The sequence below is a fragment of the Iodobacter violaceini genome (genome assembly GCF_011601265.1).
GTDB classification, from domain to species: domain Bacteria; phylum Pseudomonadota; class Gammaproteobacteria; order Burkholderiales; family Chitinibacteraceae; genus Iodobacter; species Iodobacter violaceini.
The window spans coordinates 436,166-458,640 of record NZ_JAAOLX010000003.1 but is presented as its reverse complement, the minus strand read 5'-3'; the positions used below and the strand labels follow the sequence as shown (position 1 = coordinate 458,640).

Annotated in this window: 17 protein-coding genes; 7 read left to right on the top strand and 10 right to left on the bottom strand. The window is 47.7% G+C overall.

What is annotated here, in order from left to right:
- Positions 1 to 20 precede the first annotated feature (20 nt).
- The 4 genes from HA050_RS08140 to tkt all read left to right on the top strand — a co-directional run bounded on the left by HA050_RS08140 (position 21) and on the right by tkt (position 6,696).
- On the top strand, positions 21 to 836 hold the full coding sequence (locus HA050_RS08140) for an FTR1 family iron permease (RefSeq protein ID WP_166824391.1): 816 nt from the start codon (positions 21 to 23) through the stop codon (positions 834 to 836).
- Positions 833 to 2,200, top strand: a complete 1,368-nt coding sequence (locus HA050_RS08135; protein ID WP_166824388.1) for a 4Fe-4S binding protein — start codon at positions 833 to 835, stop codon at positions 2,198 to 2,200. The genes HA050_RS08140 and HA050_RS08135 overlap by 4 nt, the downstream gene beginning before the upstream one ends.
- Before the next feature lie 120 nt (positions 2,201 to 2,320).
- Positions 2,321 to 4,036, top strand: a complete 1,716-nt coding sequence (locus HA050_RS08130) for a PHA/PHB synthase family protein (RefSeq protein WP_166824385.1) — start codon at positions 2,321 to 2,323, stop codon at positions 4,034 to 4,036.
- 665 nt (positions 4,037 to 4,701) lie between these two features.
- Positions 4,702 to 6,696, top strand: a complete 1,995-nt coding sequence (tkt, locus tag HA050_RS08125; protein ID WP_166824381.1) for a transketolase — start codon at positions 4,702 to 4,704, stop codon at positions 6,694 to 6,696.
- Between the two features lie 87 nt (positions 6,697 to 6,783).
- Here the strand turns inward: tkt and HA050_RS08120 are convergent, their stop codons facing one another.
- The 3 genes from HA050_RS08120 to HA050_RS08110 form a co-directional block, all read right to left on the bottom strand.
- The gene (locus tag HA050_RS08120) at positions 6,784 to 7,284 is read right to left on the bottom strand and encodes a GNAT family N-acetyltransferase (RefSeq protein WP_166824378.1); all 501 of its coding nucleotides are present in this window, start codon (positions 7,282 to 7,284) and stop codon (positions 6,784 to 6,786) included.
- A 46-nt stretch (positions 7,285 to 7,330) separates the two neighbouring features.
- On the bottom strand, positions 7,331 to 9,673 hold the full coding sequence (locus HA050_RS08115) for a bifunctional diguanylate cyclase/phosphodiesterase (RefSeq protein ID WP_166824375.1): 2,343 nt from the start codon (positions 9,671 to 9,673) through the stop codon (positions 7,331 to 7,333).
- Between the two features lie 78 nt (positions 9,674 to 9,751).
- Positions 9,752 to 10,099 (bottom strand): YkgJ family cysteine cluster protein, encoded by a 348-nt coding sequence (locus tag HA050_RS08110; RefSeq protein ID WP_166824373.1) that lies wholly within the window; start codon positions 10,097 to 10,099, stop codon positions 9,752 to 9,754.
- Positions 10,100 to 10,325: 226 nt separating this feature from the next.
- Between HA050_RS08110 and HA050_RS08105 the strand changes: the two genes are divergently transcribed.
- Positions 10,326 to 10,604: a peptidylprolyl isomerase gene (locus HA050_RS08105; RefSeq protein WP_115229987.1), complete on the top strand. Its 279-nt coding sequence runs from the start codon at positions 10,326 to 10,328 to the stop codon at positions 10,602 to 10,604.
- Positions 10,605 to 10,658: 54 nt separating this feature from the next.
- Here HA050_RS08105 and HA050_RS08100 read toward each other — a convergent pair whose 3' ends face one another.
- The 3 genes from HA050_RS08100 to argS form a co-directional block, all read right to left on the bottom strand.
- Positions 10,659 to 11,234 carry an outer membrane beta-barrel protein gene (locus tag HA050_RS08100; RefSeq protein WP_166824370.1) on the bottom strand — a complete coding sequence of 192 codons (576 nt, stop codon included), beginning with the start codon at positions 11,232 to 11,234 and terminating at the stop codon, positions 10,659 to 10,661.
- Between the two features lie 290 nt (positions 11,235 to 11,524).
- Positions 11,525 to 12,067, bottom strand: a complete 543-nt coding sequence (locus HA050_RS08095) for an outer membrane beta-barrel protein (protein ID WP_166824367.1) — start codon at positions 12,065 to 12,067, stop codon at positions 11,525 to 11,527.
- A 285-nt stretch (positions 12,068 to 12,352) separates the two neighbouring features.
- Positions 12,353 to 14,068, bottom strand: coding sequence for an arginine--tRNA ligase (argS, locus tag HA050_RS08090; RefSeq protein ID WP_166824364.1), 1,716 nt, complete (start codon positions 14,066 to 14,068; stop codon positions 12,353 to 12,355).
- Positions 14,069 to 14,414: 346 nt separating this feature from the next.
- Here argS and HA050_RS08085 point away from each other — a divergent pair, with 346 nt between their 5' ends.
- Positions 14,415 to 16,001, top strand: a complete 1,587-nt coding sequence (locus HA050_RS08085; RefSeq protein WP_166824361.1) for a response regulator — start codon at positions 14,415 to 14,417, stop codon at positions 15,999 to 16,001.
- A gap of 85 nt (positions 16,002 to 16,086) precedes the next feature.
- Here the strand turns inward: HA050_RS08085 and HA050_RS08080 are convergent, their stop codons facing one another.
- The 4 genes from HA050_RS08080 to HA050_RS08065 all read right to left on the bottom strand — a co-directional run bounded on the left by HA050_RS08080 (position 16,087) and on the right by HA050_RS08065 (position 20,683).
- The gene (locus HA050_RS08080; RefSeq protein WP_166824358.1) at positions 16,087 to 17,211 is read right to left on the bottom strand and encodes an ABC transporter ATP-binding protein; all 1,125 of its coding nucleotides are present in this window, start codon (positions 17,209 to 17,211) and stop codon (positions 16,087 to 16,089) included.
- 141 nt (positions 17,212 to 17,352) lie between these two features.
- Positions 17,353 to 18,183 (bottom strand): carbohydrate ABC transporter permease, encoded by an 831-nt coding sequence (locus HA050_RS08075; RefSeq protein ID WP_166824355.1) that lies wholly within the window; start codon positions 18,181 to 18,183, stop codon positions 17,353 to 17,355.
- 210 nt (positions 18,184 to 18,393) lie between these two features.
- Positions 18,394 to 19,308 carry a carbohydrate ABC transporter permease gene (locus HA050_RS08070; protein ID WP_166824352.1) on the bottom strand — a complete coding sequence of 305 codons (915 nt, stop codon included), beginning with the start codon at positions 19,306 to 19,308 and terminating at the stop codon, positions 18,394 to 18,396.
- Positions 19,309 to 19,435: 127 nt separating this feature from the next.
- Positions 19,436 to 20,683: an ABC transporter substrate-binding protein gene (locus HA050_RS08065; RefSeq protein ID WP_166824349.1), complete on the bottom strand. Its 1,248-nt coding sequence runs from the start codon at positions 20,681 to 20,683 to the stop codon at positions 19,436 to 19,438.
- A gap of 391 nt (positions 20,684 to 21,074) precedes the next feature.
- Here HA050_RS08065 and HA050_RS08060 point away from each other — a divergent pair, with 391 nt between their 5' ends.
- On the top strand, positions 21,075 to 22,295 hold the full coding sequence (locus HA050_RS08060; RefSeq protein ID WP_166824346.1) for an ABC transporter substrate-binding protein: 1,221 nt from the start codon (positions 21,075 to 21,077) through the stop codon (positions 22,293 to 22,295).
- The last annotated feature ends 180 nt before the right edge of the window (positions 22,296 to 22,475 follow it).

Sequence of the window (22,475 nt, the reverse complement as noted above, 5' to 3'; positions counted from 1 at the left end):
AATTTTAAAGGTTAAAGGCTATGGAACAAGTCGCATTTATTGTCTGGCGCGAAAGTGTGGAAGCGCTGCTTGTAGTCGGAATTTTATATGCGTGGTTGCGTGCCAATCCGGTGGCGGGCCAGCGTGGTATGGCTTATCTCTGGGGCGGTGTGGGCTTAGGTTTAGTGTTGTCGGGCTTGCTGGCGCTGACGCTATTGGGTGTTTCCAGCTGGCTGGATGATACGGCGCAGGAGTATTTCCAGGCCGCTATGCCACTCGTGGCCGCCGCGCTGATTGTGCAGATGGTGGTGTGGATGCGTAAGAATGGCCGCAGCCTCAAGCGTGAATTAGAGGGGGGCCTTGCCAGTAATGCAGCGGAGAAAAACTGGTGGGGTTTGCTGTTTTTAGTGGCGCTCGCGGTGGCACGTGAAGGCAGTGAAACCGTGGTGTTTTTATACGGCAGCGTGGCAGGCAGCAGCAATGGCGGATCATTAGCGCTGGCAGGTTTGGGCGGTTTTGTGGCTGCGTTGGCGACATTTATGCTCTTGCAATTGGGCGGTAAATATATTTCCTGGCGCTGGTTTTTTAAGGTGACCGAAATTTTGTTGCTGCTGCTGGCGGGTGCGATGTTGAACTCCGGCGTTGAACATTTGATTGGCATGGGTGTTTTGCCTGCGATTATTGATCCGCTGTGGGATAGCTCTGCCTGGCTGGATGAAAGCGCGAGTGTGGGTAAATTGCTGGCCGATTTTGCCGGTTACCGCTCGCACCCGGCTTTATCTTTGCTGGTGATTTGGAGTGGCTATTGGATTGCCACCACATATTTGCTGCGCCGTGTGAGTCGTAAAGGGCAATGACTATTTTGAATTCTCGCACCGCTCAGTTCGGCAATTTTTTACGGGACCACGCTCATTGGCTGCGCAAGCTGCAATGGGTGGTGGTTTTCTTTTATTTATTTCTGTTGATTATTCCCACTTTAGTCAGCCTGCCTGATGAAAGCGCGCGGGTTTTTAATCATCTGGTGATTTTTGCGCAGTTTGCCTTTTGGGGGATCTGGTGGCCGTTTGTGCTGATCTCCATGCTGCTGATGGGCCGTGTCTGGTGTGGCTGGTTTTGCCCGGAAGGCATGCTGACAGAATGGGCGAGTGAGCGCGGGCGGAATCATACGATTCCGCGCTGGATACGCTGGCAGGGCTGGCCCTTTGTGGCCTTCGCCTGTACCACCGTGTACGGGCAGCTGCTGAGCGTGTACCAATATCCTTTGGCCGCCATGCTGGTGCTGGGCGGTTCCACCCTGGCGGCGGTGGGTGTTGGCTATTGGTATGGCCGCAGTAAGCGGGTGTGGTGCCGTTATCTGTGCCCTGTGAATGGCGTGTTTAATTTACTAGCCAAGCTGGCACCCTGGCATTACAAGGTAGACGTGGAGGCATGGAAAACACCGCAAGCCAAAGTGATTCCGATTAACTGTGCTCCGCTGGTGCCGATGCGCAATATGCAGGGCGCAACCGAATGCCATATGTGCGGGCGTTGCAGTGATTATCGCGGCGCAATTGCCCTGAGCGTGCGCTCGCCGGAAGCTGAAATCACCCAGGTAGCGAAGGGCAGTGGCTGGGAAACCGTACTGATCTTATTTGGCCTGATGGGGCTTGCCGTTGGCGCATTCCAGTGGACGGCCAGCCCATGGCTGGTGGATGCCAAGCAGATGATGGCCGAGTGGCTGGTGAACCGCGATATCTTCTGGCCGCTGCAAGACAACGCGCCATGGTGGATTCTGACGCATTACCCCGAGGTGAACGATAGCTTCTCCTGGCTCGATGGCGGCCTGATCGTGGCCTATATCGGCTGCAGCATGCTGTTTCTGGGCGGCAGCCTCTATTTGTGCTTAAAACTGGCCGATTGGATCTTGCCCAAGCGCGATACTTTAAGCGTGCATAAGCTGGCGCAATCGTTTATCCCCGCAGCGGCATGTGGTGTGTTTTTAGGCCTGTCGGCACTGACGGTGAATTTACTGAAGCATGAAGGTGTTGCAACGGCATGGGCACCTGCCACCAGAGCCTTGCTGCTGAGCCTGGCGCTCTTGTGGTCTCTGCGCTTGTTTTGGCGCCTGGCGGGCCAGCGCACGATGCAATGGGGGCCGCGTTTGGGCGCGCTGACATTGGCAAGTTTAGGTTTGGCTTTATATGGCTGGGCCTGGGTATTGTTGTTTTTTGTGTGGGCCTGACGCAGAGGGTAGCAATTTGACATATTTTGGCTTAATAATCAGCGGGCTCTTTGATCTTACACATTGAGTTCTGCTGCACTGCAACCTAAGCTGGAACAACGATCTCAAGGGGGGACGGCCATGTCAGAGTTTACTTTTTTTTCAGAACAATCTCAGCGCTACGCCGATTTACAGCACAAATTAAGGCAATCGACCGATCCCTTTGGCTTGCTTGCCAGCTCGATTAAGGCTCAGCAGGCATGGCTGCAAAATCCCATGGCCTTATCCAATGAGCTGTTTCGCTATCTGAATGATGTAAGTAAGTGGCAAAACTTTACTACGCGGCGTTTCTGGGGCGAAGCTGATAGTGATGTTTTTCCGCCTCATCCGGAAGACGTGCGTTTTTCCGACCCGATCTGGAGCGACAGTCCCTATTGGGATGGCATTAAAGAATGGTATTTACTCAATACTCATTGGCTGCAGGATGCGCTTTATGCCACACCGGACATGGGCGAGCACGAGCGTAACCGCAGCGCATTCTGGCTTCGGCAGGTGCTGAACGCAGCGGCCCCGACAAATTTTTTGCTGACGAATCCGGTGGCAATTGCCAGAGCATTAAGTACCAATGGCGAAAGCCTTGTTGCAGGTTATAAGAACTTTAAAGAAGACAAAGCGCGTGGCGATATCAGCATGACTGATATGAACGCGTTTAAAGTAGGGGAAAATCTGGCGACGACTGCAGGATCGGTGGTGTATCGCGGGCGTTTGCTTGAAGTGCTGCATTACGAGGCGACTACACCCACTGTGCACAGCGTGCCGCTGGTCCTGGTGTCCCCATGGATTAATAAGTATTACATCCTCGATATGAACGAGAAAAAAAGCCTCGTGAAGTATCTGGTTGACCAGGGCTTTTCGGTGTTTATCACCAGCTGGAAAAACCCTGATGGCAGCATGCGCGATGTATCGTTTGATGATTATCTGAATGATGGTGTGGCACAAATTATTAAAGTGGCACAGGAAATCAGCGGCAGCGAACAAGTCCATTTATTGGGCTACTGCCTTGGCGGCACGCTTGCTACCACGTACCTTGCGTGGGCCAATAGAAAAATGCCGGGCAAGGTGCCGGTGGTGTCAGCAACCTTACTCACTACGCTGACTGATTTTGAATATCCTGGTGATATCGAAGTTTTTCTGGATGAAGAAGGCCTCGATTTTATTGATAGTGTGATGGAGAAAAAAGGCTATCTGGACGGCAAAGATATGGCCGCCTCTTTCAGAATGCTGCGCTCCAACAGCCTGATCTGGAATTACTGGGTAGATAATTATTTGCTGGGCCAGACACCAAGCGAATTTGATGTTTTATATTGGAATATGGATTCCACCCGTATGCCAATGAAAATGCACCGCACCTATTTGCGCGAATTGTATTGGAAAAATAAACTTATTCAGCCTGATGCCTTAGAAATTGCCGGGCAAAAAATCGATTTAGGCCAAATTAAGCAGCCGCTGTTTATGGTGAGTGCTGAAGAAGACCATATTGCGCCCTGGCGGCAAACGTACACCCTGGCAGATCGCAGCGGGGGCGATGTCACCTTTACCCTCTCCACATCAGGCCATATTATCGGCATCGTCAATCCACCCGGGCCATCATCCAAACGCAGCTACTGGCAAGGCGTGCCTGAGGCAGGCGAAAGCGCCGAAGACTTTTTAGCACGGCAAAAAAAGGTAGCCGGTTCATGGTGGCCTAACTGGGTAGAGTGGCTTAAACCGCAGTGTGGCAAGCAGGTCAAACCAAAATTATCCAGCCGTGCCCATCCACAACAAGGGGCGGCACCTGGGACTTATGTTTTGGAGTAGTGGCTAAAATTCAAATTCTTTAATATGAAGACCACCAAGGTTCACGGAGAAAAAGTTGCTTGAAATGTGGTCAATATAACTTTCCTGATTACGGACCGCTGGCGCAGCTTGGGTTAGCAGGTTTATTAGCGGTTTTCTTGCGGATAAACCTGCGTAACCCAAGGGGCTCTGGTGAAAAAAATATTGGATTACATGAAATATCGCTGAGCGAGGTAAACCTTGCATGCAGACCGCTATCTCAAAGCTATAAAATCGCGTTATTCGGGAAGTTATGCACGTGTTTATTAATGTGAGTTCACCACAGCGTAATCTCCGTTTTTAAGTAAAAACATCTACGGGTTTTAATTTATTCTAAGGCGGGCGAAAGCCCGCCTTAACACTTTGAGCCAGCTCAACGCTATGCGCGTTATCTCGTGTTAAAAATGATATGGTAATTTGATATTGTTGCAGACACAGTCCCTCAGTGATAATGGGGGCAGCGATTCGCTCTTATGCCTTTTTACGGCATTTAGAGTCATAAAAAGACTTGATGATGATTGGCCTTCCGGCCAAGGCAACGGGGCTTCCTGACAGATAGGGCAAGTCGCCCTGGCCTCCCTCCCCCTTAGCTTCTCTATGCAAGAGAGGCGGGCGCAGTTTCACCTTAATGCACACAAGGAAAAGATATGGCAACGCGTAATGATCTGGCAAATGCAATCCGCGCTTTAGCAATGGATGCTGTTCAAAAAGCGAATTCCGGCCACCCTGGCATGCCTATGGGCATGGCGGAAATCGGCTTGTCGCTGTGGGGCAACCACATGCGTTTCAATCCGACTAATCCACAGTGGGCTGATCGCGACCGTTTTATCTTGTCTAACGGCCACGGCTCCATGTTGCAATACGCTTTGCTGCATCTGACTGGCTATGATGTAACGCTGGACGATCTGAAAAACTTCCGTCAGTTCCACTCCAAAACGCCAGGCCATCCTGAAGTGCATTACACCCCGGGTGTAGAAACCACGACCGGCCCGCTGGGACAAGGGATCACGAATGCGGTAGGTTTTGCTCTGGCTGAAAAACTGCTGGCACGCGATTTCAACAAGCCAGGTCTGGATATCGTTGATCACCACACCTATGTATTCCTTGGCGATGGCTGCCTGATGGAAGGTATCAGCCATGAAGCTTGCGCTTTGGCGGGTACATGGGGTCTCGGTAAGCTGATTGCATTCTGGGATGACAACGGTATTTCTATCGACGGTCATGTAGAAGGCTGGTTTACTGACGATACCCCTAAACGTTTTGATGCCTATGGCTGGCACGTTTTATCCGTGGATGGCCACGATGTAGATGCGCTGGATGCTGCCATCGTTGCTGCTAAAGCGGTTACAGACAAACCAACACTGATCTGCTGCAAAACCATTATCGGTAAAGGCTCGCCCAATAAAGCGGCCAGCCACGATTGCCACGGCGCGCCACTGGGCGATGCAGAAATTGCCGCGACTCGCGCAGCCATTGGCTGGAACCACGGCCCGTTCGAAATCCCTGCTGATGTATACGCAGGCTGGGATAAAAAAGAATCCGGTGCGCGTTTAGAATCAGATTGGAATGCGCTGTTTGCTAAATATGAAGCCGCATATCCTGTAGAAGCTGCAGAATTCAAACGCCGTATGAGCAATGAATTGCCAGCCAACTGGCAAGATGTGGTGAAAGCGGCGGTAAGTGATGCCAATACCAAGGCAGAAACAATCGCCTCACGTAAGGCATCACAAAACGCACTGAATGCCTATGCGCCGCAAGTGCCAGAACTTCTTGGTGGTTCGGCGGATCTGACCGGCTCTAACCTGACCAATTGGAAAGGCTGCGTTTCACTGAAGCGTGAAGGCAATGAGCTGATTGGTAACCATATCAGCTACGGCGTGCGTGAATTTGGCATGAGCGCCATTATGAATGGCGTGGTGCTGCACGGTGGTTTCCGTCCTTACGGCGCAACCTTCCTGATGTTCTGCGAATACGCACTCAATGCCCTGCGTATGGCCTCCCTAATGAAGACCAATAACCTCTTCGTTTATACCCATGATTCGATTGGTCTGGGTGAAGATGGCCCGACGCATCAGCCGGTAGAGCAGCTGCAAACGCTGCGTTGCATCCCTAATCACCATGTATGGCGTCCATGCGATACCGTAGAATCCATGGTGGCCTGGGCGCATGCCATTGAGCAAAAAGCAACGCCATCATCCTTGATCTTCAGCCGTCAGAATCTGATGTTTATGGCGCGTGATGAAGCCACTATCGCCAATATTAAGAAAGGCGGTTATGTATTAAAAGAAGTGGCAAATCCGGCTGTTATCCTGATTGCAACCGGTTCTGAAGTAGAGCTGGCTGTGAAAGCGGCTGAAGCACTGGCAAGCGAAGGCATTGCTGCCCGTGTGGTTTCTATGCCATCGACCAATGTATTTGATGTGCAAGATGCCGCTTACAAGGCCGCAGTATTGCCGCGTGGCGTAGCACGTTTGGCCATTGAAGCTGCAACTTCAGATTTCTGGCGCAAATATGTAGGTCTGGAAGGTGATGTGATTGGTATGGATACCTTTGGTGAATCCGCACCGGCTGGCCAACTGTTTAAACACTTTGGCTTTACTGTAGAAAATGTAGTGGCTAAGGCTAAAGCAATTATTGCTTAATTGCTTTGGGCTGAAGAGGGGGTGCTAACAAAGCCCCCTGAATAAAAAAACGGGCATTTATGCCCGTTTTTTTATGATAAAAATAATTTAAAGCTCAAGGGCGAATAATTTTAGTTCTTTATGCAGAGACAGCGTTTTAATCAGTTTAAAGTTTAATTTATTCAGCAATTGCATTGATGTTTGATTATTTAAATCTGTTGTTGCCAGCAGGCGGGGCATATTTAATACTTCTTTAGCGTATTTAACAACACCCGTGGCCGCCTCAAATGCAAATCCCTGGCCCCAGTATTGCGGCAAAAAGGCATAGCCTAAGTCTGCATCTTCCAGATAATCTCGTTTTAACAGGCCACAGAGGCCAATGGGTGTTGCTGAATCTTTTAGTTTTACAATATATAAGCTAAAACCAAGCCGGTTTTGCATATCAACAGGGCCATTTATAATTGCAGTTTGTGCATCTTCTAAAGTGCGAATTCCCCGGTCACCAATAAATTGATGCCACGACGGCTCGTTCAGAAGCTGCAGATAAAATGCAGCATCATGAATGCTGATTGTACTGAGACAAAGGCGGGCGGTTGAGATGTGAGGCATGGCAGTATCTGCGAAATGGGTAGAATTCAATTCTACCGCGATTTGCCTAATGTATAAGTTTTGGGCTGGTTTCCTGATGAGTAAAGTTAAACAGCCACATGGATAATTCAGCCGTAGCCATCGGCTTTGCATAAAGATAGCCCTGAATGTAGTCGCCACCAAGTTGAGTAATACAGCTGGCTTGCCCGGTGGTTTCTACTCCTTCGCAAATGACTTTCATATTTAAACCATGAGCCATTTCGATGACAGCCTTAATCAGTGTTTCTCCTCCCTCGCCAATTCTGTTAACAAAAGCACGATCAACTTTTAATATGCTGATAGGCAGCGCATGCAGGCGTGCTAAAGAAGAATAGCCAGTACCAAAATCGTCAATATGAAATTTTATTCCCAATTCGCAGCATTTCAGCATGGTTTCGGTTAGCTCAGATTCATTTTTTGCAAATAAAGACTCGGTTACTTCCAGATTTAATAAATGAGGAGGGAAATCAGTTTCTAATAGGATGGCGTGCAAATCATCAAAAAAGTCATTTTCCAGCATTTCCTGAACACTGATATTAACAGAGAGGCGTAAATCCGGATAAACTCCAAATTCCATTTTAGCCACCATGCAGGCTTTTTTTAGTACGCCCAAAGTATAGCGGCGGATAAGCCTGGCGTTTTCTGCAATAGGAATAAAACGATCCGGGCTGATTAAACCAAGCCGGGGATGAAACCAGCGCCCTAATACTTCCAGTGATTCCAGCTTTTTTCCATCTGTAGATAAAATAGGCTGAAAAGAAATATCAATTAATTCCCCATCAACGCTTGATCTTAAATCGTTTTCTAATTTTTCATATTCATCGAGCAGAGATTCCATGGCCTTATCAAAAATAACAGTCCTGTCCCGCCCGGCCTGTTTGGCCTGATACATGGCAATATCTGCCTGCTTGATAATATCTTCGGGAAGTAATGTTTTACTAATATTATTATTTAAATACACTAGGCCAATACTGGCTGAAACGCGTAATGTTTTATTCGCAAAATCTACAGGTAATGAAAGTTGTACGCGAATTCGTTCTGTGATTTGCTCCGCAATAGGCATGCTAAGCGGGTTTGTCAGCATAATGGCAAATTCATCCCCTCCCAGCCGTACTGCACAATCACTTTCACGTATGGTTTCTAAAATTCGTTTAGAAAGCACAATAAGCAGCTGATCGCCGGCCGGGTGTCCGTGCACATCATTAATCATTTTAAAACCGTCTAAATCAATTAATAACAAGCACAGTGCCTGCATTGATTTTCTGCGCAATAAACTAAGCGATAACTTTAACTGCTCATTTAAACGGCTGCGGTTGCCAAGCGATGTTAGCGGATCATAAAGTGCATCTCTGATTAGTTTTTGATGCTGATTTTCTATTTCATCGAGTAATTCATTGACGGAAAGGGCAAGAAAATCTATTTCATCAATGCCAGAATGTTGCAGGCGCCCGTCTGATTGTTCTCCTAAGCGAATTCTGTGCAGTTTCTGGCTGTAAAAGGTAATCCGTTTAATGACCAGGTGGCCCAGCCCCAGCATGACTAATATCAGAGAAATAGCCCAGACAGAAATTAAATTAATAAGCAGTAAAATATAAGCAAATTGCCCTTCTTTATAGAGCGGGCGTACACCATCAATGCTGATGATAAATGGGTGGGCATCTTTGATTTGCCGTATTGCATGGTATTTCTGATCACTAAAGCTGATATTTTCTGCCTGAACATCAGGGGGTAAGAGTTTAAATGGTGTCTGGCTTAGTTTTTGCATATGCTGCAGCCGGCTGGCACTAATATGCCTGCCCATAATCGTCATTCCCATTGCCGGGCCACTGCCATTGCTTTTTACGATAGGTGAAAATGCTAAAATATAGGCCTGATCATTTAAAAAATATAAAGCTGACCTTGAGCTGGTGATGGCCATTTCTTTTTTAATATTTAGTTTTTTTAAAAGCGTGTCAGTTTCTCTGCTGTTTGAATTAATGATGGATTTTCCTGATTCCTCTCCAAGAAAGTCGCTGAGAATCACAGACAGCGCTATTTCACCATTTGGATGAATTAAAAATATGAAATCATTTCCCATATTGCTAATGGCTTCATAAGTGTAATTTGAAGCAATATATTTTTTATTACCATCTTTCATAAAAGTGCATGTGTCATCCCAGACAGAATAATCGGTTGCAAACTTTTTATGAGAGAGGAGTTGTTCGTTAATCAGTAAATTAGCAGCATCTAAATCACTTTGGATGCTTCTTTTTTCAAATTGGGTGAATTTTTCAGAGAGTATCTGGTAAGAAAAATACGAGCCAAAGCTAACGGTCACCAATAGTGTGATGCCGAGCAGGCGTAATACTCTGATTCGTAATTTGCTGATCAAGAGATAAATCCTAGTGCAGGGTCTATGTCAGCATAGTTCTTGAATGATTATTTTGCTTGTGGGCCGTTGCTGTTTTTACTAAACCAGAACCTGGCGCGTTTCTTTAAAAAATTGATAAATCTGTTGCTCAATAACCTCGTCTATCATCATTTCCGGGCGTTTGCCATGTGGGCAGGCCAGGGCGGGAGTGGTGCCAAATAGTCTGCAAATCAGCGGGCGCTCTGAATAGACGGTACAGCCTTTCCCCGCGAGGTGGGGGCAGCTCAGGTTTTCCAGTGCATCGGCTTGTTCTGCGGCGCTTTTGCGGGGCAGGCGGGCCATTTCTTCACTGGATGTGGTGACGGGGCCGCAGCAATCGTGACAGCCTGGAATGCATTCAAATGAGGGAATTCGCTGTCGGAAAAAACGGATTTTTTGACTATTCATCGTTTGGCCACGGTGCATTAAAAGGGAGGACGGGCTATTTTATGGCACTTTGCTTTTTTGTATCGAAAAAGTGCGGCCATTAATCTGCTGTGATGGTATGACTGTGGTGTTTTTTCATGTTTTTACTTGAAATTGATCATAAAGGCATCATATTGCCTTTTAACCTATGCGCTCAGCGCTTTTTAATGATGCCACAGAGTGGCGTCATCTTTTTTGGAGTTTTGAAATGGTACAAGCGACAGCAAGCCACCTTTTAGTAAGCAGCGAAGCCAAGTGCGAAGAATTAAAACAAGAAATTCTGGCCGGTGCTGATTTTGCTGCCGTAGCTAAAAAGCACTCCAGCTGCCCTTCATCTGCTCAAGGTGGTGATCTGGGCTCGTTCGGCCCGGGCATGATGGTGCCGGAATTTGATAAAGTTGTTTTCAGCGCGCCATTGAACGAAGTTCAAGGCCCGGTAAAAACGCAATTTGGTTATCACCTCTTGATCGTAACCAGCCGCGGTTAATAAACGGCCAGTTTTAAAAAAAGCGCACTCCGGATGGGTGCGCTCTTTTTTTGCTTAGAATTTGAAGTTAGCACCCAGGGAAAGTGAGCTTATATTGTGGTCGCCGGTATATTCGCTTAATTCCGTACGCAAACTGATTTGTTTTGTAATGGCAAATTCAACGCCCAGCCCGAGTAATGCTTTTGTGTCGTTATGGTCCTGGTAGGTATAGCGGTTATCTTTTAACGTGCTTTTAAGTTGAGCCACGCCAAGGCGGCCAAATACACTAAATCTGCTGGTAAATGGATAGGTGCCAATAAGGGATGCCTGAATGGCACTGGCTTTGGATTGGGTCTGTGCAACTGTAAAATCAATATCACCCAAATCGCGGTAAGCAACTTCAGTGGCGAAATAAGGCGAAAATTGATAGCCGGCATGAATGCCCCAGCCCACTCCTGTTTTATCTTCTACTGAGCGGTTGTTTATTTCCAGGCTGGCTCCACGGGCATTAATTTCAGTGCCTAAATAGAATCCTTCTGCAAAGGCAGGGGTAGTCAGGATAGAAACAAGAATTAATGGAGCTAAAAACAACTTTTTCAAAGGATATCCTTTCTTTTTGTATGTGCAGAATGTATTTTTATTATCTTTCATGATCTGTAATGCATGGCAAGGGTAGGTTTTTTTGATTCATTTGTCATGTGAATATTGCCATTTTTACTTTAATAATCATTTCATGTGAGTCATGATTTTGGTTGTGAATGATTATAAATTTTGGACGTTGCGGTATTCGGTAATTAACAAATGCAGGTAGGTTTTAAGCAGAACAGCTAAGGCAGCGAGAAAATGGGGGATTTAATATTCAGAGACATCATGCAAAAAAAAAGCGCAATCTCATAAAATGAAATTGCGCTTTTCAAAGCTAAAAATGATTTAATTCATTTTTAGAAGCTGTAGTTTGCGCCAATAGTGATCGCAGACAGTTTTACATCTTCGATTTCAGCATATTGCGTGTATTCGGTACGCATGCTCAAGTTCTTATTGAATGAGTATTGAGCGCCGATACCAAACAGTGCTTTAGTGTCTGTTTGATCATTTTGAGCATTGTAGAAATCGCTGCTAATTTTTGATGTTGTTTTGATACTTGCAACACCTAAGCGACCATAAATATTAAATGCTTCAGAAAATGGGTATGAACCGATTACCGAAGCTTGAACTGCGCTGGCTTCAACAGAGCCTTTCATAAAGGAGTAGTTTTCTTCAAACTTGCCAAAGCTGCGATAGCCCAGTTCTGCAGCTAAATAAGGAGAAAACTTATAACCACCATGAATTCCCCATGCGGTGTCACTTTTTTCAATAGAATAGCCATTAGAATCAGCTTTTGCCTTGCTGCTACCTACATCAGCACCAATGTAAAAACCTTCAGCAAATACGGGTGAAGCAATCAAAGCGGATAAAACTAAGGAAGCAAGAATATTCTTTTTCATTTTTTTTCTACAAAGAAGTATTAGAGAGTTGCGTCAGAATGTATAGGTAAAACCCCTTATTTTTCTGACGCTGCCTGTAAATCGGCGGAAAATATTAGCACTCTCTTTTGGTTTATCTATTGTGAATATTCCCGTGCCATATTGGGGGAGTAGTTGAATGTTGTATTTGCTAATTATGTTTTTTTTGTAAAGCTATATTTTTCAAAGACTTATCTAAAATAAAAAAACGCCACTCTATTTTTTATAAAGTGGCGTTTATTCATTTTAAAGAACGGATGTTTAATATTACATCTCTTGCAGCACTTCAATTCCTAATAAATCCAGACCCGTTTGCAGGGTTTTAGCTGCTGCCTGGCAAAGGGCTAAGCGGCTGCTGCGAATCTCGCCTTCGGCTTTAAGCACAGGGCAAGCATCGTAAAAGCGTGAGAAGCGGGTGGCCAGGGTATAGAGATAGCTGCATAAAACGTGCGGGCAGGTGTCGTTTGCGGCTTGTTGCAAGATATCCGGAAATTGAACCAGGGTGAGTGCAAGCGCGTGCTCGGCTGGCTCGATTAACTCGATTTTTGCATTGGCGTCTACATCACCCGCCTGACGGAAGATGCTGGCGATACGGGTGTAGGCGTATTGCAGATACGGCGCGGTATTGCCTTCAAAGCTGAGCATGCTGTTCCAGTCGAATACATAATCGCTGGTGCGGTGCTTGGACAGATCCGAGTATTTCACCGCAGCAATACCTACCGCGTGGGCGATATGGTGGCGGGTGGCTTCATCCATATTTGGATTTTTGCTGCTGACCAGATCAAAGGCGCGGCTTTCCGCTTCGGAGAGTAAATCCACCAGCTTAATCAGTTCGCCACTGCGGGTTTTGAATGGCTTGCCATCGTCGCCCATCATCGTACCAAAGGCGACGTGTTCCATATGGGTGTCGGCAGGCACAAAGCCTGCTTTACGGGCCACGGTAAACAGCTGCTGAAAGTGCAGGCCCTGACGGGCATCAACCACATACAGAATGCGGTTTGCGCCCAGCACGCCGGTACGGTAGCGGGCTGTGGCTAAATCGGATGTGGAGTAAAGAAAGCCACCGCCTTGTTTTTGCACGATAAAAGCGGCTGCATCGCCATCTTTATTGCGAAACTCTTCAAGGAATACAACCTGTGCGCCCTGGCTTTCGGTGAGCAAACCTTGGGCACGCAGATCATCGATCACGACGGGTAAATCATCATTATAAGAAGATTCGCCTTTTACATCATCGCGGGTCAGCAGCAGGCCCAGTTTTTGATAAACATCTTCGCAATGCTTCATCGAGATATTCAGGAAACGCTGCCACAGCGCGCGCACTTCAGCGTCGCCCGATTGCAGCTTCACGACGTATTCGCGGGATAAATCAGCAAAAGCAGGGTCGGCATCAAAGCGCACTTTGGCGGCGCGGTAGAAGCCTTCCAAATCGCCCAGCGCTAATTCTGAATTTTGGTTTTCGTTTTCCAGCATATAGGCAGTCAGCATGCCAAATTGCGTGCCCCAATCGCCAACGTGATTCTGACGAATTACATTGTGGCCCAGGTAGCTGTAAATACGTGTCAGCGAATCGCCAATAATGCTGGAGCGCAAATGGCCCACATGCATTTCTTTAGCGAGATTCGGCGAGGAATAATCAATTACCACTGTTTCTGCTTTGGCCACCGCGGTGCCAAGCCGGGCGTCGGCCTGCTGGGTGCTAAGGGTTTGCGACAGAAACGCATTACTCAGTGTGATATTTATAAAGCCCGGGCCCGCGATTTCCAGCTTATCAGCAATGCCTGCCAGATCAACACAGGCCAGCACTTGTTCAGCCAAGGCGCGAGGATTGGTTTTCAGGGCTTTTGCAGCGCCCATAATCCCATTTGCCTGGTAGTCGCCAAATTCTGGTTTGGATGCTACTTGAATATTTGGTGACGCATCAGGAGCGCCAACCTGGGACAGTGCAGCAGCAAAGCGGGAGGTGAGTAGTTGGTGAATAGCCATAATGGGGACTCGGTATGAATTTAGCCTCTATTGTAATCGCATTCGAAAGGCAAGCGGACGTAGATGTCATGATTGCCGTTGTTTTAACCTTATTGGGTGGCGCTGATTAACTGAATACAGAATCTGTTTTATCAAACTGCCCGTATTGCCTTAGTTCCCGGATGCTTTTTTTATGCAAAGATGATTTATCGCAGAGTGTGCTTGTTCAAAAATAATGGATTAAGTGCGGTGATCAAGGCTTGGCATTGCTTGTTAATCACTCTATTCTTAAATGAAAAATATATTGATTCAGGCAAACCAGCCGGGGCCGCCTCGAAGCATGAGTTTGAACTCAGGAAAAAAATTAATGGCACTTGATCATGATGAAGACTGGATGCTGGAGGATGATGAGAATGATGCGTCAGCCTCTGCTGCGCTTGTTCGTCAGCCTTGGAAGCTGCTCATTGTGGATGATGAGCCTGATGTTCATCGGGCTACGATTCTGGCCTTAAAAAATATCGTTTTTAAAGGGCGTGGTTTAGAAATTCTCCATGCTTATTCCGGGCAGGAAGGGTTTGAGAAGCTCGCGGAGCATCATGATATTGCTTTAGCGATTTTAGATGTGGTCATGGAAACCGATGACGCAGGCTTACGCCTCGTGCGGCGTATTCGTGATGAATTAGGCAATCAGCTGGTACGTATTGTGCTGCGTACCGGGCAGCCGGGACATGCTCCGGAGCAGCAGGTGGTACTTGAATACGATATTAATGATTACAAAACTAAAACCGAGCTGGTCGCGAATAAAATATTTACCACGGTTATTGCTTCATTACGCAGTTTTGAGAGCCTGCATGCTTTAGAAAAAAGCAGCCAGGGCTTAGCCAAAATATTGGAAGGTGCAACCAATCTTTATCAATTGCATTCCTTAAAAGAATTTGCCTCCGGTGTTTTGAAGCAGGTCGGTGCGATTTTAAATTTGGGCGAATACGGCATGCTCTGTGCTCAGTCCAAAAATAATCAGCAGCATTTTGAGGTACTTGCGGCAACAGGCCCGTTTACGCCTCTTTTAGATGGTCAATCCCTTGCAGAAGACAGCCGTTTGTTGACTGCTCTGAATACGGCATTGCAAAAAAAATGCAGCCAGTCTGATTATCCTTACGAAGTGCTATATATCGCCGGGCGTAACAGCTACGACTTTGTGGTGCATTTCTCACCGCCATGGCCTTTAGAGGCGGTAGACAGAAACCTGCTGGATATATTCTGTGAGCGTATTTCTGCTGCTATGGATAATTTATATCTTTATCAGCAATTACGCCGTTCGCAAGAGGCCACGGTAATGGCCTTGGCTGATTTAGGAGAGTTCCGCGATCAGACGACGGGCGATCATGTCTTACGCGTGCAAAAACTGACTGACGCAATTGCGGGCCGGCTCAAAGCCAAAAATGCTTTTCCGGAGCATATGGATAATGCATTTATGGAAATGGTTGGCATGGCCAGTATCTTGCATGATGTGGGCAAGGTGGGCACGCCGGATCATATTTTATTTAAGCCGGGCAAGCTCACAGCAGAAGAGCGGGAGATTATGAATCAGCATTCACCTATGGGGGCGGCCATTTTAGCCAGAACGGTGGCGCTGGTTGAGGGGACAACTTATTTATCGCTGGGAGCCGAAATAGCGGGCGGCCACCATGAGCATTTTGATGGTAATGGCTACCCCTTGGGGATTAAGGGCGAGGAAATTCCGCTTTCAGCAAGGATTGTGGCTTTGGTGGATGTGTTTGATGCCCTGCTGCATAAGCGCCCTTATAAAGAACCATGGACGCTGGATGAAACCATGGCTTATGTCAGAGAGCGCTCTGGCACACAATTTGATCCGCTGATTGTGGCTGCGCTGGATGAGGTGGTTGCCGAAGGCCTGCTGCCTTTGGATTTATTGAAAGACCCTGATGCTTAGCAGGCCGCTGTTTGATTTTTCTTCAGAATATAAATAAGCCGTTCATCTTCTCCGAAGTGAACGGCTTTTTTACGGTGAGGTTTAATTATCTGGTTTTGGATGTGCTCATATTGCCTGGCTTGAGGCGTCTTAGCGCGAGGCCATCCTGATTGAAAACATGAAAAGCCGCAGCAGGCGCTGAGACCTCTAATTGAGTGCCAATATGAACCTCACGGTCACCATCGCCGCGCACCACAATATCCTGGCCGTTGTTCAGGGTGAGATACACATAATTCGCTTCGCCTAAATGCTCGACGATGCTCACCGTGCCGCTAAAGCGCTCGTTAAAGCGCTGATCTTCGGCAAGGTGTTCGGCGCGAATACCTACTTTAACTAAATCACCTGTTTTGACAGTGCTGCCATCCACTTCGGCCTGAATCGTGTCGCCGGTGCTGAGTTTAATGTTTACAGCGGTGGCGCTGGCATTGAGCACGGCACCTTCGATTAAATTCATTTTTGGCGAGCCAATAAAGGTTGCCACAAACAGATTGGCAGGCTGCTGGTAAAGCTCCAGCGGCGTGCCGGCTTGCTGAATTTTACAATTATTCATCACCACAATTTTATCCCCCAGCGTCATGGCTTCGACCTGATCGTGGGTTACATAAACGATGGTGGCATTCAGGCTGCGGTGCAGTTTAGCGATTTCCAGCCGGGTTTGTACCCGCAGCGATGCATCCAGGTTTGACAGTGGCTCATCAAATAAAAACAGCTTAGGCTCACGCACAATGGCGCGGCCAATTGCAACACGCTGGCGCTGGCCGCCAGATAATTCACGCGGCAGGCGATCAAGCAGATGGTCGATTTTTAAAATACCAGCGGCGTGCAGAATACGTTTTTCAATTGCGGCCTTATTTTCTCCTGCTACACGCAGGCCAAACGCCATGTTTTTATATACATTCATATGCGGATAAAGTGCGTAGCTCTGAAACACCATGGCAATGCCGCGCTCTGCAGGCGGCAAATCATTGACTACTTTTTCATCGATCAGCATCTCACCGCCGCTGATGCTTTCCAGTCCAGAAAGCATGCGCAGCAGGGTCGATTTGCCACAGCCTGAAGGGCCCACCAAAACTACAAATTCACCGTGTTTTATATCCAGATTAATATCGGTCAGAATCTGAGTTTTATTGTCGTAAGACTTGCTTAAATGATTGAGTTTTACAGTTGCCATGGTGTTTTCCAATCGGGTAAAAGATCTGCAGATACAGCGAGCGGTGAGAACACAGAGCACACAGAGAAAAAAATTAATTTTTTTCTTGGTTTTCTCTGAGTACTTTGTGTCTGCAGATTTCAGGGTTTGGGGTTCAAAAGCTTATTTCACCGCGCCGGAGGTCAGGCCGCGTATTAATTGCCTTGAGAAAATCACATACATAATCAGCACCGGAATCACTGCCAGGCTGAGGGATGCCAGTACGGCGTTCCAGTCGGTAACGTACTGACCAATAAACTGCTGTACACCTAAGGTGACTGTTTTTGTGGTATCGCCAGGCGCTAAAATCAGCGGAAACCACAGATCGTTCCACACCGGAATCATGGTAAACACCGCAACGGTAGCTACCGCTGGGCGAATGAGCGGCAGGATAATTTGGAAGAAAATCTTGTATTCACCCACGCCATCACAGCGCGCTGCTTCTTTTAGCTCTTTGGGCACCTGGGCAATAAATTCACTGAGAATCATCACTGCCAGCGGCAGGCCCTGGGCGGTGTAAACCAGCACCAGAGCGGTGAGGGTGTTGATTAAATCCAGCTTAACGATCAGTTCCAGAATCGATACCGTACCCAAGCGGATCGGCACCATAATGCCGATGGCTAAAAAAAGTGCCAGCAGGCGGTTGCCGCGAAATTTGTATTCAGACAAAGCCCATGCTGCCATCGCACCAAACAGTAAAATCAGCGCCAGCGAGATCAGCGTTACGCTCAGGCTGTTGCCAAAATAAAGCAGGAAATCTGACTTAGCCAAAACCTTGTGAAAACCAATCAGGGAGAAGGTTTCGGCGGTGGGCAGCGCCAGCGGATCATCAAATATCCCAGCACGGGTTTTGACTGAGTTAATTAAAATCAGCACAATCGGAAACAAGGCCAGCAGGGTGTAGCAGAGCAGCGTGAGCTGCACGACCAGGCCACCCGCTTTGATTTTTTTCATGGTGTTCTCACTTTTATTCAATTCGTTCACAAAACCTGGAAAAGCACTCAATCAGGTCAAGTGTGTTATGCCTTGAACCTCAGAGAGCCAAGGGCACAGCGTTTCACAGAGGAAGGCATACACGTATGCTTGTGTTCTCAGCGCTCTCATTGGTGGTTTAAGACTTGGCGCCATTGCAAGGTGAAGCTGAAGCTTTTGTAGCAACAATATTTACAGCTCAAACCGCTGCAATTTGCGCTGGATAAAGAAGAAATACGCCCCTACGCCGCTTAAAATCACGAGGAACATCATTGTCGCTACCGCTGCGCCCATGGTGGGGCTGCCGATCTGGCTCTGGTAGCCAAAGAAGGTGCGGTAAAACAGGGTGCCCAGGATATCCGTGCTGTAATTTGGCCCGGCAATCGCGCCTTTCACCGAGTAAATCAAGTCAAACGCGTTGAAGTTGCCAACAAAAGTCAGGATGGTGACCAAACCCAGCGTGGGCAGAATCAGCGGCAGTTTGATTTCCCAGAAAATACGAAGGCTGCTTGCGCCTTCCACATGGGCGGCTTCAACGATATCTTCTGGCACGGCCAAAAGAGCGGCGTAAATCAGCATCATTGGAATACCAACAAACTGCCATACCGAGATCAGCGCAAGCGTAATGAGCGCCGAGCCTTCATCGCCTAAAAAAGGCGCAAAGTAATCAGCCAGGCCTGCAAAGCCCATGAGCTTTTCACCCACGCCCCAGAGTGGCGAAAGGATCAGCTGCCAGATAAAGCCAATAATGACTACCGATAGCAGGGTGGGCAAAAAGATCAGCGTGCGGTAGGTTTTTGCGCCTTTTAAGCTTTTCAGGCTAAGCAGGGTGGCCAGTAATAAGCCGATTGGGTTTTGAATCAGTAAATGCAGAACAAAAAACTTACAGTTATTCCACATCGCATTCCAAAACGAATGTGACCATTCAGGATCAAATAAAATGGTGTGGTAATTGGCAAGGCCGGCAAAAGTTTGATGACCGTTTTCACTGGTGGTGAAAAAACTCAGTCGTAAAGTATCCAGCAGGGGCAGGGCGCTGAATACGGAATAGATCAGCAGGGCTGGGGCAAGAAACACCAGAATATGCCAGGGGACTTTGCGCTGCATTGCGCGCCTCCGCAAAAAAATGTCGGCAGCGATTCGCCGCCGACCAAGATCCACAGTCGAGTGTGAAATAGGAAAAAGACTCAGATGAACTCTGGCCGGGCGGGGTAGCCGCCCGGGCGCTAACAAATTATTTTTGCTGCGGTTTGTACCATTTAGCAAAGCCGGCTTGTACCTGAGCTGCTGCTTCTTTTGGTGCGAGTTTGCCGTTCAATACCTGGCTGTTTACATTCCACAGCTGGTTTTCCATCGAAGGCTCACCACGGTTTAAGATTTGCGCGTTCAGACGGATGGTCGAGCCGCAGCTCTTACGCCATTCCAGCATTTGTTTTGCCACAGGGTCTTTAACGGTGATCAGGTGGTTAGACAAGCTGAAGAAGCCGGTTACTTTATTGGTGTAAAGGTCAGCAAATTCCTGGGAAGAAAGCCATGCAAGGAATTTATAAGCGTCTTCTTTATTTTTTGATTTGCTGTTCACGCCCATGCCAATATCGGTGTGATCAGAAATCTCGCACTTGTCCCCTGCTTTTGCAACAGGAGGTGGAAATGCGCCAAATTCAAAACTGGCTTCTTTATTGAAATAGCCGATATCCCAAGAGCCAGTTGGGTAGATGGCGGCTTTACCCATGGCAAACAGATTCTGGCTGTCTGCATAGGTTTGAGCAGAAGCACCTTTAGATAAATATGGTGCCCATTTGCTTATGGCATCCCAGGCCGCTACAAATTGCGGATCGGTGAATTTGGCTTTGCCGGAGATCAGCGCTTTGCGGCCAGCTTCGCCTTTCCAGTATGGTGCGCCAACGCTGGTAAAGACAATTTGATTCGCTTCCCACTGATCTGCCGTACCCAGCGCGATAGGGGTGTATTTACCGCCTTTTTTGATGGCTTCACTTACTTTCAGAAACTCATCTGTGGTTTTCGGTGGATTCAGGCCTAATTCTTTAAAGATTTTTTTGTTGTAGAAGAAGCCGTGAATGACAGAAGCCATCGGCATACAGAAAGCATCTTTGCCATCATCTGTTTGCCATGCTACTTTGGCCGATGCAGGGAAGTTTTCCATACCCGCTTTGCCATCTAATTTATCCAGGCTGCCTTTTTTGTAGTTAGCCAGAGAGACATCAAACGGACGGCAGGTAATCAGATCGCCCGCGGTGCCACCAGCCAGACGTGCAGTCAGGCTGGAGTCATATTCTGTTGGGGTAGTGGGGGCAAATTTAACCTGAATGCCTGGGTTCTTTTTATTGAACGCAGGTAACAGCACTTCTTCCCACAGCGCTTTATCATCAACGCGCCATGATTCGATGGTCAGTGTGCCAGCCTGTGCTATGCCCGCTGCGAGTAAAGCGGCCAGGACGGCGCTTCGTGCAAGTGTACTCATTGTGGTGACTCTCCTCAGGGTTAGCCGTACTCAGCGTTATTTTTTTGTACGCTTTATTCGCGGCGAAATCACAATAGCATTACTGAGGAGGTGACATTTAAGTACTTTTGTTTGTGTTGTGTTTTTGTTAAGTTGTTGATTTTTAATGACAATGTGTTTTTTGTTGCGCTGCGGTATGTTACATTTCTTTACGCGTAAATATTGCCTTTTTTTGTTTTATCTCAATGCAGTCTGAGTTGTTGTTTGTTTTGTATAGCCGCAAAAATATTGAGCTCAGAAACATTTTTTTACAAATAAGCAAGATAGCTTACGTTATAGTCCGCAGCACCTTCCAGATAGGTTTGAAATTTTGCTGATCGCATTGTACAACGCGCTTTTGTGTGCACTTTTTATGCTTATGGCTCTGCCTGCATCTGCTGAAAGCTTAGAGGTATTGCACTGGTGGACTTCGGCATCGGAGCGTCGTGCGGCAGATTTTCTGGTGGAGCGCCTCGATAAAGAAGGCCTGGAGTGGAAAGATGCCGCTATTCCTGGTGGCTCCGGGCTGGGGGCGATGAAGGTGCTTAAAAGCCGCGTGCTGTCTGATAAAGCACCACAAGCTGCACAACTGATTGGCCCTGCCATTGCAGAGTGGGGGGAATTAGGCCTGTTATTAGAGCTCGACAACGTGGCGAAGCAAGCTAAATGGGGCGCCTCCGTTTTGCCTGCGCCCTATGCATCGGTGCGGCTGCGTGGCCATGTCATTGCTGCGCCTCTGGGTGTGCACCGTATCAATACTCTTTTTTATAATCAGAAGATATTCAAAAAACTGGGCTTGCTGCCTCCGCAGAACTGGTCTGAATTTGAGCGGGCCGCAGATAAAATCAAGCGTGCAGGATGGATTCCGCTTGCGCAAAGCGGCGAGCCCTGGCAGCTGGCTACTCTGTTTGAAACATTGGTATTGAGTGAAGGCGGGCCGGCTTACTACCGCGATCTGTTTGTGCGCCGCCGGGCCAATGCATTTTTTGATCCGCGTTTAGCAAGAGCTTTAGAGCGGCTGCGTGCGTTGCGCCGCTATATGCCCGATCCCGTAGCAGAAAAACCATGGGCGCAAATGGCTAAAATGCTGGCCAAAGACGAGGCCGCCATGATGATTATGGGCGATTGGGTTAAGGGTGAACTTAATACATGGGGCCTGGCTACTGATATTGCTTTTGGCTGTGTGGCGGTGCCGGGAACGGCAGATATGCATCTTTACAGCATTGATACGCTGGTGATGTTTGCTGGTAATTATTCGCGGCAGGATGCCCAGGAAAAGCTGGCTCAGCTGATTGTCTCGCCTGCTGTCCAGGCAGGATACAATCGGATTAAAGGCTCTGTACCTGTGCGGCGTGATGCCGATATCCGCCAGATGGACAGCTGCTCGCGCTCGTCATGGCTGACCTTTGTAAAAGGCGGCATGGTGCAAGCGCCAAGCCTGACGCACAGAATGGCATCGGATGAAACAGTAAAAGACGCCATCGTGGCGCAGGTTCACCGCTATTTTATGGATACCCAAATGCCCACCAGCGAGGCACAGCGCCGCATGGCAGGCATCGTCCGTGCATTAGGGGCAGGGGAAAAAGACATTTGATTAATAAGATACTTCAGCTGGCATTGGCAGAGGGCTAAACCTTGAACCACAGAGAGCACAGCGTTTCGCAGAGGAAACAGCAGATTTGATGATTTTCTCTGTGAAACTCTGTGGTTCGGGATTTTGATTCCTTAGTTTTTAGCTGAAGCTTGTATTTGCAACGCATATAAAACACTCACC

Bases quoted from the DNA above. Each gene is read 5' to 3' on its own strand.
- HA050_RS08130 (WP_166824385.1), top strand. From the start codon at position 2,321: ATGTCAGAGTTTACTTTTTTTTCAGAACAATCTCAGCGCTACGCCGAT.
- HA050_RS08065 (WP_166824349.1), bottom strand. From the start codon at position 20,683: ATGAGTACACTTGCACGAAGCGCCGTCCTGGCCGCTTTACTCGCAGCG.
- HA050_RS08100 (WP_166824370.1), bottom strand. From the start codon at position 11,234: ATGAAAGATAATAAAAATACATTCTGCACATACAAAAAGAAAGGATAT.
- tkt (WP_166824381.1), top strand. From the start codon at position 4,702: ATGGCAACGCGTAATGATCTGGCAAATGCAATCCGCGCTTTAGCAATG.
- HA050_RS08105 (WP_115229987.1), top strand. From the start codon at position 10,326: ATGGTACAAGCGACAGCAAGCCACCTTTTAGTAAGCAGCGAAGCCAAG.
- HA050_RS08135 (WP_166824388.1), top strand. From the start codon at position 833: ATGACTATTTTGAATTCTCGCACCGCTCAGTTCGGCAATTTTTTACGG.
- HA050_RS08095 (WP_166824367.1), bottom strand. From the start codon at position 12,067: ATGAAAAAGAATATTCTTGCTTCCTTAGTTTTATCCGCTTTGATTGCT.
- HA050_RS08120 (WP_166824378.1), bottom strand. From the start codon at position 7,284: ATGCCTCACATCTCAACCGCCCGCCTTTGTCTCAGTACAATCAGCATT.
- HA050_RS08080 (WP_166824358.1), bottom strand. From the start codon at position 17,211: ATGGCAACTGTAAAACTCAATCATTTAAGCAAGTCTTACGACAATAAA.
- HA050_RS08070 (WP_166824352.1), bottom strand. From the start codon at position 19,308: ATGCAGCGCAAAGTCCCCTGGCATATTCTGGTGTTTCTTGCCCCAGCC.
- HA050_RS08110 (WP_166824373.1), bottom strand. From the start codon at position 10,099: ATGAATAGTCAAAAAATCCGTTTTTTCCGACAGCGAATTCCCTCATTT.
- HA050_RS08140 (WP_166824391.1), top strand. From the start codon at position 21: ATGGAACAAGTCGCATTTATTGTCTGGCGCGAAAGTGTGGAAGCGCTG.
- HA050_RS08060 (WP_166824346.1), top strand. From the start codon at position 21,075: ATGCTTATGGCTCTGCCTGCATCTGCTGAAAGCTTAGAGGTATTGCAC.
- HA050_RS08085 (WP_166824361.1), top strand. From the start codon at position 14,415: ATGGCACTTGATCATGATGAAGACTGGATGCTGGAGGATGATGAGAAT.
- argS (WP_166824364.1), bottom strand. From the start codon at position 14,068: ATGGCTATTCACCAACTACTCACCTCCCGCTTTGCTGCTGCACTGTCC.
- HA050_RS08075 (WP_166824355.1), bottom strand. From the start codon at position 18,183: ATGAAAAAAATCAAAGCGGGTGGCCTGGTCGTGCAGCTCACGCTGCTC.